Genomic DNA, 14,745 nt, shown 5'->3' with positions numbered 1-14,745 from the left:
ATTGGCGAAGGTTGAGTATCATGCCTGCAACTAAGATTGTCATCGCCGGTTCCGGCGTCATGGGCCAGGGGATTGCTCAGGCGATAGCGAGCACCGGCACCGAGGTTGTTCTTCTCGATCGCACCATCAGGGTAGCCGACAAAGGCTTGAAAAGGATTGACGAAAGCCTCGATCATGCTATCGTCCGCTGGGCTATGACTCAGGCGGAGAAGAAAGCTATTCTCTCACGAATAACTCTCTCGGCCGAACTGCAGGTCGCCAGGGAGGCTTTAATAGTCATCGAGGCCATTCCTGAAAACCTGCGTATGAAACGAGAGTTGTTTCAGAAACTTGATGACCTCTGTCCCCCGGAAACAATTTTCATCACCAACACCGCTACTCTTTCCATAACCGAGTTGGCGGCGATGACCACCCGGCCTGATCGAATTATCGGCATGCATTTCCTCAACCCGGTGCCCAAAATTCCTCTGGTCGAGATTATCCGCGGGTTGAAGACATCGGATGATACCTATGAGAAAGCCCGGCAGTTCGCCGATACGCTCGGCAAGACGCCAGTGCTGGTGTATGAATATCCCGGGTACATAACAACGCGCATCATTGTTCCGCTCCTGAACGAGGCGATGCATGTTCTAATGGAGGGTGTGGCCACCGCCGATGATATCGATACCGCCATGAAACTGGGTTACGGCTTTAATGTCGGGCCGCTGGCCCTGGCCGATATGATGGGACTCGATGTGGTTATGTCCTGGATGGAAAATCTTCTATCCGAGCTTTCGGAGCACAAGTATAACCCCTGCCCGGTTCTTCGCAAAATGGTGCGCGCCGGTCAGCTGGGAGTCAAGACCGGTCAGGGATTCTTTAAATATGACAAAGAAGGAAATCGTATCCCTTGTGAAAAACCATCGACTGATGGCGATCGGACGGTAAAATGAACATATTGGTACTCAACTGCGGCTCCTCATCCATAAAATATCAATTCTTTGATATGGACTATGAAAAAGCTCTGGCCAAGGGTTTGGTTGCCCGTATCGGCATGACCGGGGCGGTCCTGACCCATAAACCTTTTGACCGTCCTGAGGTCAAGATTTCGGGCGAAATTCTGGATCATATCGCGGCCACCGCTTATGTGATTTCAATCCTTCTCTCGGCCAATCATGGCGTCATCAAAGACAAATCGGAAATTCACGCCATTGGGCATCGGGTCGTGCATGGCGGCGAGCGGTTCGCCGAATCGGTCTTCATCACTCCGGAAGTGATGGCCGAAATCCGCAACCTGATCGACCTCGCGCCGCTGCATAATCCGCACAATCTTCGCGGGATTCAGGCTTGCGAAAAAACGCTTCCCGGAATCCCCCAGGTGGCTGTTTTCGATACCGCTTTCCATCACCAGATGCCGCCGGAAGCATATATCTATGGCCTTCCTTATGTGATGTACAAAAAGTATGGCATCCGCCGTTATGGTTTCCACGGTACTTCACATTTCTATGTGGCCCATAGGGCCGCCGCCCTTATGAGGAAACCGATCGAACAACTCAAAACAATAACCTGCCATCTTGGTAACGGCGCCTCCATTACCGCCGTGGATGGCGGCGTCTCGATTGACACTTCCATGGGGTTTACCCCTCTCGAGGGTCTTCTCATGGGAACCCGTTCCGGCGACCTCGATCCCGCTGTGATTCTCCATGTCATGGGGCGCGAGGAACTCTCGCTGCATGAGGGGAATACGCTACTCAACAAACATTCCGGGCTGATTGGAATCTCCGGGGTGTCATCCGACATGAGAGAAATAATCCAGGCCAGTGAGGTCAATCACACTAACGCCAGACTGGCGTTGAATATTTACTGCTATCGCCTGCGGAAATATATCGGCTCTTATGCCGCCGCCTTGAAAGGACTTGACTGCCTCGTCTTTACCGCCGGAGTGGGTGAAAACTCGCCAATTATCAGAGAAATGACCTGCAAGGGACTGGAATTCATGGGCGTCGAACTGGATGCGGAGAGAAATAATGCCGCTATCGGCAAGGAGATGGAAATCTCATCCGATCAATCACGCATTAAGATTTTCGCCGTGCCAACCAATGAGGAACTGGTCATTGCCCGTGATACTAAAGAAATTGTTGAAAAATCAGGCCAAAAATAGTATTATTTCGTCTTATTGTCCTGCCGTATAGCGTGCATCGACAAAGCGTGAAGTGAAATTGCATCGGAGGAAAGTTGTTTAGGATCGTCGACAAAAAAGAGCTTTGCGAGAAAATACATCGCTTCAGAATAGAAGTTCCCCGTCTTGTCGAAAAGGCAAAAGCGGGACAATTTGTAATCCTGCGCCAGCATGACCGAGGCGAACGAGTCCCGATGTCCATCGGCGGGCTGGATAAGAAAAATGGCCTATTGACCGTGGTCATTCAGGAGGTGGGAAAAACGTCCGGCTCGATGAACCGGATGAAAACCGGCGATTCCTTTGCCGATGTGGTCGGCCCTCTGGGGATGTCCTCGCACGTGGAAAAATTCGGCCATTGTGTTTGTATCGGCGGCGGCGTCGGTATCCCCCCTATTTACCCGATTGCCCAGGCGCTCAAAGAGGCCGGCAATCAGGTGACTACTATCATCGGCGCCCGTAGTAAGAGCCTTTTGATATATGAAGAGGAACTTACTTCCGCCTCGCACCGGCTTCTGATTTCTACCGATGACGGCTCTTATGGGACCCATGGTTTTGTCACCACCGTCCTGCAAAATCTGCTCGATGCCGGCGAGAAAGTCGATATGGTCATTTCCATCGGGCCGGTCCCGATGATGAAAGCGGTGGTGGCATCCACCCGCCTGCCGAAAATAAAAACCTTTGTCAGTCTCAATCCGATCATGGTTGACGGTACCGGCATGTGCGGCGCCTGCCGCGTGACAGTCGGCGGGAAAACCAAGTTTGCCTGCGTCGATGGTCCCGATTTCGATGGCCATGAAGTTGACTTTGATGAGATGACCAAGCGGCTGAAGATGTATGCCAAATATGAAAAGATTGCCTACGAAAGATTTCTTCACGAGGGCTGTCGCGTGGCCGACCAGATTAAACAGCTCTAAGAAAAAATCATTCGAGAGATAAATATGACGGACAACGAGAAGAATAAGCCTCTGGAAAAGAAAGAGCGGATGAAAATCCCCCGGCAGAAGATGCCGGAGCAGGATGCCAAAGAGAGAATACGCAATTTCAAGGAAGTGCCACACGGCCTGACGCCGGAATTGGCCATGATTGAGGCCCGGCGTTGCCTCGCTTGTCCCAAGCCCCCCTGTATCGGCGGCTGCCCGGTGGAGGTGAACATCCCGGAATTTATCAGGCTGGTGACCGAGGGAGATTTTGTCGCCGCCGCCAGGGTGATAAAAAGAACCAACGCTCTCCCCGCCATCTGCGGACGAGTTTGCCCGCAGGAGGAGCAGTGTGAGAAAGTCTGCATCCTGACCAAGAAATATAATTCTGTCGGCATCGGTAATCTGGAGCGGTTTGTCGCCGATTTTGAGCGCGAGCGCGGTGAAATCGAAATACCGCAGCTTCCCCCGCCCACCGGCAAGAAAGTCGCCATTGTCGGCGCCGGACCGGCCGGTCTGACCGTAGCCGCCGACCTGGCTCAGATGGGACACAAAGTGGTCATATACGAAGCTCTTCACAAAGCGGGCGGCGTGCTGATTTACGGTATCCCGGAGTTTCGCCTGCCAAAAGCGATTGTCGCCTCCGAGGTTGATTATCTCAGGAAACTGGGTGTGGAAATTTATACCAGCTATGTCATCGGCAAACTCGATACGGTCGATGAACTGTTTGAGCAGGGATTCAACGCCGTTTTTGTAGGCACCGGGGCGGGTCTGCCCAACTTCATGCAAATTGACGGCGAAAACCTTAACGGCATCTATTCCTCCAACGAATTTTTGACGCGTTCCAATTTGATGGCCGGTTACGATTTCCCCAATTACGATACGCCCATTTTCGCCGGTGAAAATGTCGCCGTTCTCGGCGGCGGGAATACCGCCATGGACTCGGTGCGTACCTCGCTTCGTCTCGGCGCTATGAATGCCTATATCGTCTATCGCCGCAGCCGTAACGAGATGCCGGCCCGTAAAGAGGAGATTCATCACGCCGAACAGGAGGGGGTGCAGTTCATGTTCCTGACCAACCCCATTCGCTATATCGGCGATGACAACGGCTGGGTCAAAGGGATGGAATGTGTCAAGATGGAACTGGGCGAGCCGGATGCCTCTGGCAGGCGGCGGCCGGTGGAAATGAAAGGCTCCAATTTCATTCTTCCCGTCGATACGGTCGTGGTGGCGGTCGGCAACTCCTCCAATCCTCTGATCCCGCAGACCACGCCGGGACTCAAGACCAATAAGTGGGGCAATATCGAGGTTGATCCCAAGACGCAGATGACCTCGCGGCCGGGTGTCTTTGCCGGCGGTGACATTGTTACCGGCGGCGCCACCGTGATTCTGGCGGCGGGCGCAGGTAAAGTGGCCGCGCGCGCGATTCATAAATATGTTATGGGCATCCCGTTCGATGAGCCAGCCAAAGAGGAAGCAAAGGTCAAATAGGTCAGCTTTGTAGCGCAAAATCCCGAAGGGTTTTGCGAAATTGACTCACGCAACATATTGCATTCCCAAGTATTGCAGGCCAGAAGCCAGCCACGGCGGGCCCTCCTGGCTTTTTTTCTTTTTGCCATCTCTGCTCCGTCATTGTCATCCCCGTTGCGGCGGGGAATCCAGTCGGGTGGCGGGGGCGGGTTTGCAGGCGTAATTGATTGTGCCACAAGGGGTGGAGTTTGCAGCCAGGGGAGCAAAGCCACACGAAATACAGCCAAGTACATGTCTGCCATGGGTTTGACGAATTTGGCTTTGTTTTACGAAATTTTTTGGCCTTTCAAAAACGGGCAAATTGGGTGTAAGTTGCATGTATGGCAACAGATTAGGCATAAAGTGAACGGCCGGCAAATTGGGTTTGTTTCTTCGTTTTTTAAAATATTCGCTGCAGTTTTCCTTAATGAATTTATAAGGTTCATTGCCTTTCCAGTGCCAATTTCTGACAGTGGAATTGGCGGTTGATTGTTTTTGGATTGAAGTCATATTCATAACCATGCTTTCATATAAGGGGTCGGGAGCCGAATCACCATCGATTCGATACAGATTTTGTATTGCGGAGATTGAATGGCAAGAGGTTAGGAAGGAAATATTTGGGAATTTACGGGGTAAATGGATTGAAATTGAGGCAATGCAGAGTTAGTTGTATAGCCTTATGGGCCACCGGTTTGCCGGCTGATGGCGCGGGGGACAATATTATGTCATGATTCGTCCCACCATGAATAGCGGGCCACCCGGCGTCATATCTTCTCCACTTCCTGCCTAAGTTGATCAACGCTCGTCCATTGCACGGCACCGGGTGGAATGGGCTTTGTGAAGTCGATCAACGCGTCAAGAAGCGCGGCAATTCTTGAAACAACTGCGGAATCGCCTTTAAGACTGCACAGCACATTATATGGCTTGTTAGACTTGACTTCTTCGCCGAGGTAAGCGCTTTCGAAGTTAAGCAAAGTGGCAAGTAGTCGAGTCGCAGCAGATGCCTTAGCCATTTCAACACGAATTGACTCATTATGCGCCCATGCGGGATTCGCGCAATACTTGCCATCCTTCTCGTATGTTGGGCGATCACTGTCGTGCAGGACCGAGTAGGGCGCACCAAATTGATTCAGAATTTTGCAGAGAGACACAATCGTAGCTTTTCCCCGTGCGCGCACCACATGGATGCCTTGGTATTTCTCGGGGAAGAGGTGAATTATGTGCATGAAAGCAGTGTACTCCGTATCACCCTCTACTATGATCGATCTCCCCCCGAAGAAGAATTCCGCAACATATGGATCGCACAGATTCAGGAGTTTCAGAAGGTCTCTGTCGGAGCCATCGAAGTTGGCTTTGGATGGTCGGAAAATGGTTGTCCCTGTAATAAGCCCATCATCTCTCCGCGCGACGCGCACAATAGACGTATGGTCTCTGGCAAAGTCGACGAAACAGGGTGAATGGGTTGTGACCATTACTTGCCAGTTGCCCGTGAGAGATGGCAGGCCATACAGAAGATCGCAGGCCTCTCTTATAGCATTTGGATGTAGACAGATTTCAGGTTCGTCGATTAGCAGGATATGAGGACGTTGGCTCATGTCTTTCTTTTTGCCTGTTTCAGCCAAGAGTCTGATCGCGGTCCAAAGCAATGTGCGGCGTGCACCGCTGCCTTGGCGGCCTATCGTACTCAAATATCCGTTCTCGGGTCCCATCAAGAGCTGCGGATTTGACTTGAATAGATTGAGTGCCTTGTCAAGATCATCTTCTGGCTTAGCGTCGAACACAACACAGTGGCCGGGGAAGACACGTCCTATATATCCAGACAAGTCTGTCTGGACGGCGGTGATCTGCGCCTGACTCTCGGCAACTATTCTTTTCTGTAAGGAGGCTATACCAGCCAAGAGTCTCGCGAAATCGGACTCTTTGTTTGTCTTTGAGTCGGCTTGATGCGATTTTACCCGATTTTCAATTGCCGTCATCAGGAGCTTGACGATCTCGCCCGCCTGTACGTCTGGTGATGCAAAGGCATCGACCCTATGCGGTTGCGGTCGTCGCGAATTTGCGACTCCTGCGGCACCCCAGGGTACCTTCTCTTTGTCTTCGTCTGTGGCCCACCGTTTCTCTTGCGCATTGTACCCACGACGCACGGGTACACCAGGAGCGGACCAGCGCCACAGCTCCTTAACAAGCATCTCTCCTGCCTCTGTCTTCTCAATCCATTCAGGTCCAGGGCTGTTGTCGTAAACAACTGTATGTAATTCGATTTCTGGCAATGCACTGGGATCGACTTTCCCAGATGGGAAATCATCAATTGAAAGATGCCCTGCATTCGACCCCTCAGACATGATGATTTCATAGGCTTTTAGAACGGCGCTTTTCCCGACATTATTCGGGCCGACCAAGACTACGATGTCATCTAGGTCGATGGTAACTGGAGTGGCCCCGATGCATCGGAAGTTCTTGACGACCAGTTTGACGAGACGAGGACGCGGCCCCATGACGCCGGCTGGGTCAACCTCAGCTACTTTTACATTTTTCGCCATATTATGTGTCCTTCTGGCAGCCAACGGTGTGCGTCAGAAGCGCGTACGTTCCATGGCCTGATATGGCAACTCCTTCATACCGTCGCAGTTATCCCAGCTTCGCAGCATACTTCTTCCGTACGTTCCTGTTGATGTAGCTGTTCAGCCCATCTCCGCTGACGGCGAGTCCCTTCATGGTCTCGATCGCATCGGAGCCCGCGCTTGCGTAGGTGTAGAGGTAGACCGCGCCATCCTTGAACTGAACTGTGATCGAATCACTTCCGATCTCGTATGCGGCAACGCCCGAGTCGCCGCCGATGTCTTTGTATCGTTCCATTGGGTAACGTCCTTTCTTCAGGTCCGTTAGTCACCCTTGCCAAACTACTGTTTATATGGTTTCCAGATAAACCCGTTCACGGGTTCTGCTTCCAGACAATCTCTGTTTCTCCTCTGGTGTCAGCCTTTTACCAATAATGAATATACATATCTTTTTTGAACTGTCAAGCCATTATATTTTGCCTGCTCGGCATGTCGTAAAATCACTACAACCTCGATAATTATAAGGCACGAGCACCCACCACGGCGGGCTCGTGCCCTACATGACCGGGAATTAAGAAGAATGTCGGGTTTCTCATTCATCCGACGAAAGCCGGAATCATTCGAAACTCCGACCTACAAGAGCTATAATTATGCCCATAAGCCAAAAGAGAATTGGCGTCAGGAATGGGTTCCTGACGCCGCAAGTAAGAAAGAATTGCCGTCAGGTCACCATTCCCCCGTTGTCGCCGGGGGAATTAAGGACCTGACGGAATAGAGAAGGATGACAAAAGAATGCCCGATGGGTATAGGAACCCACCGGGCATAAATCACAATGCAATCGAGATTACTAACGCATGTTGTTGATTATATGCGTGGCATACTCGGAGGTAGAGACTTTCGTCGCTCCCTCCATCTGCCGCTCCAAATCATACGTCACGGTCTTGTTCTTGATCGTCAACTCAATCGACTTCTCGATCATCTTCCCCGCTTCCTCCCAGCCCATATATTCGAGCATCATCACCGCCGAGAGAATGAGCGATCCGGGATTGACCATATCCTTATCGGCGTACTTGGGCGCCGTCCCGTGCGTCGCCTCGAACAGCCCCACGAAATCGCCGATATTGGCGCCGGGCGCCATTCCCAACCCGCCCACCTGCGCAGCGCAGGCATCGGAAAGATAATCGCCGTTGAGATTGGGCGTGGCAATAACTTCGTACTCATCGGTGCGGGTGAGAATCTGCTGGAACATCGAGTCGGCGATACGATCCTTGATAATGATTTTTCCGTCCGGGACCTTACCGTTGTACTTTGAGTACAGCTCCTCCTCGGTGACCACCTTGTCGCGGAACTCGGTCGTGGCCAGCTTGTATCCCCAGTCGCGGAATGCGCCCTCGGTGTACTTCATGATATTCCCCTTGTGCACCATAGTGACCGAGGGGCGTTTCTTATCGATCGCATACTGAATGGCTTTCCGCACCAGCCGCTTGGTACCGGTGACCGAAATCGGCTTGATACCGATTCCGGAATCGGCCCGGATCCCCACCTTGAATTTCTTGTTGAGGAAATCGATAACCGACTTTACCTCTTTGGTACCCTTGGCCCATTCGATACCGGCGTAAACATCTTCGGTATTCTCGCGGAAAATCACCACGTCCATTTTCTCGGGATGTTTCACCGGGGCCGGAACACCCTCAAAATACCGCACCGGGCGGACACAGGCGTACAGATTCAGCACCTGGCGCAGGGTGACATTGAGGGAGCGGAACCCGCCGCCGATCGGAGTGGTAAGCGGCCCTTTGAGCGATACCACATAATGCTTGATGGCATCAAAGGTTTCTTGGGGAAGCACCTCGCCGTACAGTTTCTGGGCATTTTCGCCGGCATAGATATCCATCCAGGCAATCTTCTTTTTGCCGCCGTATGCCTTTTCGACCGCGGCGTCGACCACCCGACGGGTCGCTTTCATAATGTCGCGCCCAATACCATCACCCTCGATAACCGGAATAATGGGGTGATCGGGGACGACCAGTTTCTTGTTCTTGATTGTGATCTTCACCCCATCAGTGGGGATTTTAATATGTTTGAATTTTGCCGCCATGCTGTCTCTCCTTAGTAGCCGATTTCTTTCAGAAATCCTTTGTATGTTGTGCCCGACTTGGTAAGCATATCGAGCTCTTTCTTATTCAGTTTCAATTCGATCACTTTCTCCACACCGCCGGCGCCGAGGACAACGGGAACGCCAATATAGAGGTCTTTCATGCCGTACTCTCCGTTCAGATAAGCTGAAACCGGGATCAGTCTCTTTTCATCGAGCAGGATGGCGCGCACCATCTCAACCGTGGCCGCCCCGGGGGCATAATAGGCCGAACCGGACTTGAGCAGCTTCACGATTTCCGCGCCGCCGTCACGGGTGCGGTCGGATATGGCCTGAATCCGCTCGGCCGGGATAAGCTCGCTGATAGGTACGCCGCCGACCGTGGTATAGCGAGGAAGCGGCACCATGGTATCGCCATGGCCGCCCATTACCATTGCCTGCACGTCGGACATGGCAATATTCAACTCCATAGCTACGAAAGTGCGAAAACGGGTGGAATCGAGAATGCCGGCCTGGCCGCAGACGCGGTGGGGCGCGAAACCCGTTCTCTTGAAAGCATGATAAGTCATGATATCCAGCGGATTGGTGACGACGATAACAAATGCCTTGGGAGCATGTTTCTTGATATTGTCAGCGCCCATGCCGACAATATCGGCGTTCATCTTGAGCAGATCCTCACGGGACATCCCCGGCTTACGGGCCAGACCGGCGGTCATGACCACGATATCGGCTCCTTTGATATCCTTGTAGTCGTTACTCCCGGTCAGGTGGCAGTTGTACCCCCGAACCGGCCCGGCCTGGGTCAGGTCGAGTGCTTTTCCCTGAGGGATTCCTTCGATGATATCAACCATTACGATGTCGGCCAGATTGGCCTCGGCCAGATACTGGGCAACCGAAGCGCCGACATTTCCCGCTCCGATAACAGCGATTTTCTTATTCATGGTTCCTCCAAAGAGTTTATTAGTGATAGGTTGTCATTCCTTTGTCAAAACTACATGCCCGGCATCGTGCACCAGGGCGACTCTAGGATTCTTCTTATTTGATGCTATATTATATACAATCTCCTGCGGTTTTGCAGCACTTTTAAAATAGACTTTTTCGGGAACGCCCGGAGGCAGCTCGGAATAAAGAAATACATTAATTCTTCCGCCTATGACCTTAGTGCGATGTAACTTATGAATGCCGAAGAAATCACCGGCGCGGTCGTCCAAAGCAACACCCGGCTGCCATCTGTCCGCTAGTCCATAAAAACTCTCCGAGCCGACTCCTCCGCCGCAGGGAGAAAAGAGGATGATCGTTCCGCCGTCCGCAATCGCCTGCTGGCAGTTTTCCAGCGATTTCTGAAGTTGGTATAGATTGCTGTCAAGCGGCGGGCGGACTTCAGCCAGAATCAAATCATATTCGTGCCTGGCTTTGAGGCCATATATTTTGCGCGCGTAATCGACCGCCCTTTGGAAAGTACTCTCAAGAGTGCCGCAGAAAATTCCTCTGATTTGGCCGCCACTCCCGCCGACCGCCTGAATGCTGAGAATCTTGCCTGCCGGAATCAATCTCATAAGCGATTGCAAATGCTCATCAACAGGGTTACCCTCCAATTTCATCGGGGCGGCATCAAAGCTGACCGCGCGGTTATGGTTGCGAACAATGGTCTCGTAATCGCAGAGACCGGGAAAGATCGATTTTCGTCCGCCACTGAAGCCGGCAAAGTAATGCGGCTCCACCGAGCCTATCACCACCACCCTTTTCGCTTCAAGGAAATATCGATTTACTGAAACTGCCTGATTTCCCGCTTCCCGACCGACCTCCACCAGGTTTTCCCTGTCCCCGGCATCATGCACCAGCGTTCGATCCTTCAATTCGCCATACAGAGCCCCCAATATCTTTTTCAGGTGTGCCTCCGTCGGTCGAGCATGAGCGCCGGTGGAGATTAAGAACCTTGCTTCAGGGGAAAGCTTTCCCCCGGCATGCAGCCATTCCAGAATGGTTGAAGTCGGCGTCGGACGAAAGGCATCATTTAATATGAAAAGGTCGGCCAAATATACATTAAAGCGGTCTATTTCGGCCTGTTTCAACTGAGAGACAAAACTATCGTACTCTATGGCATCCTCCCCCGCCAAGCATTCAAATTCGTCGAAATCTACCGGGTCGGGCAATTCCAGTCTCAGCTTGATGTCACCATAACTGATCGTGACAACCATTCATTCGGCCTATCCAAAGAAAAATGGTATTTCCTTTGCGGCACTTTCCACCGAATCGGAGGCGTGGACCGAATTCTGCTGCACATCCAAAGCGATCTCTTGCCGAAGTGTCCCGCATGCCGCCTTTAACGGGTCAGTCGCACCTATCAATGTCCTCAGGTCCATAATGGCGTTCTCCTTTTCGAGAAGCATTGCCACTACCGGGCCGGAAGACATAAACTCGACCAGCGAGTCAAGAAAAGGTTTCCCCTCATGCACCGCATAAAATCTCCTCACCCGCTCAGGTGGGAGCGTTTCCATACGCATCTCCCTGAGCCGGAATCCGGCGATTTCCAGCCGGGCGATGATATGACCGATCAGGTTGCGTCTGACCGCATCAGGTTTGATGATGAGAAGGGTTCTCTCCAAACATTTCTCCACTGTCTACTTTTGTTTTTTGACTTTCTTGGCGATGGCAAACCCAAGTTCCAGGGCCTTTTGATTTTTCTCCTCGGTACCGCGCGGCGCCCGACGCAGGACCACTTTTTTCAGGGCTTCCCGCGAGACAATATCGGTCAGCTCCGCAATGGCGCCGAGCGCGATAACATTGGCCACCATCACATGTCCGATCTCCTCTCGGGCCAGCCTTACAAAGGGAAAACTGTAATAGTTCTTGGTGGGAACCTGGGTGACCATGACCGAGTCGACCACCAGCATGCCGTCTTCCTTGAGATCGGCAAAGTACTTATCACAGGCTTCCTGAGTCAGGGCCAGCAGGAGATCCAGTTTCATTGTCTTGGGGTAGTAGATTTCCCCCTCGGAAATAACCACATCGGAGCGGCTGGCGCCGCCGCGCGCCTCGGGGCCGTACGATTGGGTCTGTACGACATTCTTGCCGTCACCCGTGCCGACCGCCTCCGCAAGCATCACCCCGGCCAGGATCAATCCCTGTCCGCCCGAACCGGAGAACCGTAGTTCGAAACGATCTTCTTTCTTTTTGGCTGAGCTTTTCGGTGTCATTTGCCCGCCTCCTTCGCCGCCAACCGTTCAACCAGCTTGTCGTACTCCTCGCAGAATTCGGTGGCATTAGTTTCATGAATAAGTCCGGTCACGAATTTCCCCACCATCTTTTCGGGGGGAAGTTTGGCCGCTGCCTGAATCGGCATGGCATGCTCTTTCATCCAGCTGATCATGGCCACAGCATCACCCTCGCGATTGAGCCGGCCGTAATAGGTATGGCAATTGGAAACCGCCTCGATAAGTGCAAAACCCTTCTTGGTAATACCGCCCTCAATCAACTTCTCCAATTGCTGAACATGATAAACGGTGCCGCGCGCTACGTATGATGCCCCCGCGGCGGTGGCCAGATTGACCACATCAAACTGCTTCTCATAGTTGCCGTAAGGGGCGGTCGTGGCAATGGCGCCGCCGGTGGTCGTAGGCGAAAACTGGCCGCCGGTCATGCCATAAATGCGATTATTTACCAATATAGTGGTGATGTCAATATTTCTCCGGCAGGCGTGGATGAAATGATTCCCGCCGATCGCCAGCGCATCGCCGTCACCCGTGATCACGATCACTTTCATAGACGGCTTGGCCATCTTCACGCCGGTGGCAAAGGCCAGGGCGCGCCCGTGAGCCGTGTGCAGGGTATTGAAATCCATATATACCGGCATGCGGCTGGAGCAGCCGATGCCGGAGACGATCGCCACGTTGTCTTTGTCCAAGCCGAGTTTGTCAATCGCCCGGATAAGAGCGCCCATGACAATCCCATTGCCGCATCCGGCACACCAGACATTCGGAAATTTCTTCTTGGCACGCAGGTAGTGGTGGGTTATATCGGAATGTTGTACTTCGGTAGTCATCACTTCACCTCCCCTATTTTGCTGACAATTTGCTGCGGGGTCATAACTTCACCATCATACCTTCCCATGAAAAACACCTCGGTTCCTTTTGGAGCCACGCGGCGCACTTCATGAACCATCTGCCCCATATTGAGTTCGGCTACGATTACTTTCTTGACACCGCTCAGCATCTGCCGCAGTTGAGCATCCGGGAAGGGCCAGATGGTCAGCGGCTGAATAGCGCCGACTTTGATTCTCTTTTCGCGGGCTATCTTGACCGCCTGATAGGAGGCCCGCGCCACCGATCCATATGAAATTACGGCGATTCTGGCATCATCCATCATCTCTGTCCGCATCTTAAAGATCTCATCCGAGAACCGCTCTATTTTGTTTCTTAACTTGTCGAGTTTTTCTTTTATTTCTGAAGGTACCGCGGTGGGGAACCCCTCCTGGTCATGGGTCAACCCGGAGACATTGTAGCGATATCCTTCGCCAAAAGCCGCCATCGGACTGACAAAATCGGCCGTCAAATCAAAATGTTTGTACCAATCGGTGGGAACGTCCGGCTTCTTGCGGTTGACTATTTCCAATTCACCCTTTTCGGGGATGACCATCATCTCCCGCATATGCCCGAGAACTTCATCGGTCAGAACCGTGACCGGGGTGCGAAACCGCTCCGCCAGGTTGAAGGCCCGGACCGTTTCCTCGAAGACTTCCCTGACCGATGAGGGCGCCACGGCGATAGCCGTATAATCGCCATGCGTTCCCCAGCGGGCCTGCATGGTATCGGATTGGCTCACCTTTGTCGGCAGACCGGTCGAGGGACCGCCCCGTTGAACATCAATAATCACGCACGGGGTTTCGGTGATATAAGCGTAACCAATATGTTCCTGCATCAGCGAATATCCCGGACCCGAGGTGGCGGTCATCGCCTTGCAGCCGGCATTGGAGGCGCCGATGACAGCGGCAAGGGAACCGATCTCATCCTCCATCTGAATGAATTTCGCGCCGATCCTGGGTAGTTCGCGCGCCAGCCCTTCGGCGATCTCCGTCGAGGGGGTAATGGGGTAGCCGGCGAAGAATTGGATTCCGGCATAAAGCGCCCCCTGGACGCAGGCCTCATTTCCCTGTAGTAGTCTGGCCTTTTCCATATTTATGTTTTTCATCTTTCCTCCTCCGCTACTTATAATTGGAGGTTATGGCGAAATCCGGACAGTGCAACCAGCAGATCGCGCATTGTGTGCATTTTTCGGGGTGAGCCAGAATCGGTTTTCCGTCACGGTCCGGCTCCAGAACCTTATTGGGGCAAAAAGCAATGCAAATATTGCACCCCTTACACCAATGCAGGAATATATTCAGCGGAGGTAATTTCCCTGCATATTTGTCATTTGCAGAAGGTTCTTTCTCCGAAACATCAAGTTTCGGATTGGTCTCAGTCATAATGATCTCTCCTTCGGAGATAATCTCTGATTTATAGTCAGATTATC

Annotated in this window: 15 protein-coding genes; 5 read left to right on the top strand and 10 right to left on the bottom strand. The window is 52.5% G+C overall.

Annotation, left to right across the window (positions count from 1 at the left end):
- The first annotated feature begins 20 nt into the window (after window positions 1-20).
- The 4 genes from NT002_03625 to gltA all read left to right on the top strand — a co-directional run bounded on the left by NT002_03625 (window position 21) and on the right by gltA (window position 4,566).
- On the top strand, window positions 21-932 hold the full coding sequence (locus NT002_03625) for a 3-hydroxyacyl-CoA dehydrogenase NAD-binding domain-containing protein (protein ID MCX6828354.1): 912 nt from the start codon (window positions 21-23) through the stop codon (window positions 930-932).
- A complete protein-coding gene (locus NT002_03620) occupies window positions 929-2,140 on the top strand; it encodes an acetate kinase (protein ID MCX6828353.1) in 1,212 nt (403 codons plus the stop codon). The genes NT002_03625 and NT002_03620 overlap by 4 nt, the downstream gene beginning before the upstream one ends.
- A 74-nt stretch (window positions 2,141-2,214) precedes the next feature.
- Window positions 2,215-3,072 (top strand): sulfide/dihydroorotate dehydrogenase-like FAD/NAD-binding protein, encoded by an 858-nt coding sequence (locus NT002_03615; GenBank protein MCX6828352.1) that lies wholly within the window; start codon window positions 2,215-2,217, stop codon window positions 3,070-3,072.
- Window positions 3,073-3,096: 24 nt separating this feature from the next.
- Window positions 3,097-4,566 (top strand): NADPH-dependent glutamate synthase, encoded by a 1,470-nt coding sequence (gltA, locus tag NT002_03610; protein MCX6828351.1) that lies wholly within the window; start codon window positions 3,097-3,099, stop codon window positions 4,564-4,566.
- Window positions 4,567-5,348: 782 nt separating this feature from the next.
- Here gltA and NT002_03605 read toward each other — a convergent pair.
- Together NT002_03605 and NT002_03600 are read right to left on the bottom strand one after the other, a co-directional pair.
- On the bottom strand, window positions 5,349-7,124 hold the full coding sequence (locus tag NT002_03605; protein ID MCX6828350.1) for an AAA family ATPase: 1,776 nt from the start codon (window positions 7,122-7,124) through the stop codon (window positions 5,349-5,351).
- An 88-nt stretch (window positions 7,125-7,212) separates the two neighbouring features.
- On the bottom strand, window positions 7,213-7,440 hold the full coding sequence (locus NT002_03600) for a hypothetical protein (protein ID MCX6828349.1): 228 nt from the start codon (window positions 7,438-7,440) through the stop codon (window positions 7,213-7,215).
- Window positions 7,441-7,722: 282 nt separating this feature from the next.
- Here NT002_03600 and NT002_03595 point away from each other — a divergent pair, with 282 nt between their 5' ends.
- Window positions 7,723-7,917 carry a hypothetical protein gene (locus tag NT002_03595; protein ID MCX6828348.1) on the top strand — a complete coding sequence of 65 codons (195 nt, stop codon included), beginning with the start codon at window positions 7,723-7,725 and terminating at the stop codon, window positions 7,915-7,917.
- A gap of 72 nt (window positions 7,918-7,989) precedes the next feature.
- Here the strand turns inward: NT002_03595 and icd are convergent, their stop codons facing one another.
- The 8 genes from icd to NT002_03555 are packed head-to-tail and all read right to left on the bottom strand — an operon-like array spanning window position 7,990 to window position 14,698.
- Window positions 7,990-9,240 carry an isocitrate dehydrogenase (NADP(+)) gene (icd, locus tag NT002_03590; GenBank protein MCX6828347.1) on the bottom strand — a complete coding sequence of 417 codons (1,251 nt, stop codon included), beginning with the start codon at window positions 9,238-9,240 and terminating at the stop codon, window positions 7,990-7,992.
- Window positions 9,241-9,251: 11 nt separating this feature from the next.
- The gene (gene mdh, locus NT002_03585; GenBank protein ID MCX6828346.1) at window positions 9,252-10,178 is read right to left on the bottom strand and encodes a malate dehydrogenase; all 927 of its coding nucleotides are present in this window, start codon (window positions 10,176-10,178) and stop codon (window positions 9,252-9,254) included.
- A 33-nt stretch (window positions 10,179-10,211) separates the two neighbouring features.
- Window positions 10,212-11,435, bottom strand: a complete 1,224-nt coding sequence (locus NT002_03580) for a lactate racemase domain-containing protein (protein ID MCX6828345.1) — start codon at window positions 11,433-11,435, stop codon at window positions 10,212-10,214.
- Window positions 11,436-11,444: 9 nt separating this feature from the next.
- Window positions 11,445-11,843 carry a nucleoside-diphosphate kinase gene (gene ndk / locus NT002_03575; GenBank protein MCX6828344.1) on the bottom strand — a complete coding sequence of 133 codons (399 nt, stop codon included), beginning with the start codon at window positions 11,841-11,843 and terminating at the stop codon, window positions 11,445-11,447.
- A gap of 15 nt (window positions 11,844-11,858) precedes the next feature.
- Complete coding sequence (locus NT002_03570) at window positions 11,859-12,434, bottom strand: 2-oxoacid:acceptor oxidoreductase family protein (protein ID MCX6828343.1); 576 nt, start codon at window positions 12,432-12,434, stop codon at window positions 11,859-11,861.
- The gene (locus NT002_03565; protein ID MCX6828342.1) at window positions 12,431-13,279 is read right to left on the bottom strand and encodes a 2-oxoacid:ferredoxin oxidoreductase subunit beta; all 849 of its coding nucleotides are present in this window, start codon (window positions 13,277-13,279) and stop codon (window positions 12,431-12,433) included. Before NT002_03565 ends, NT002_03570 begins: the two co-directional genes overlap by 4 nt.
- A complete protein-coding gene (locus NT002_03560; protein MCX6828341.1) occupies window positions 13,279-14,424 on the bottom strand; it encodes a 2-oxoacid:acceptor oxidoreductase subunit alpha in 1,146 nt (381 codons plus the stop codon). Before NT002_03560 ends, NT002_03565 begins: the two co-directional genes overlap by 1 nt.
- Before the next feature lie 13 nt (window positions 14,425-14,437).
- On the bottom strand, window positions 14,438-14,698 hold the full coding sequence (locus tag NT002_03555; protein ID MCX6828340.1) for a 4Fe-4S binding protein: 261 nt from the start codon (window positions 14,696-14,698) through the stop codon (window positions 14,438-14,440).
- Window positions 14,699-14,745 lie beyond the last annotated feature (47 nt).

It is taken from the genome of Candidatus Zixiibacteriota bacterium, assembly GCA_026397505.1.
In the GTDB taxonomy this organism is placed as follows: domain Bacteria; phylum Zixibacteria; class MSB-5A5; order GN15; family PGXB01; genus JAPLUR01.
This window is presented reverse-complemented; position numbering and strand designations above follow the sequence as displayed.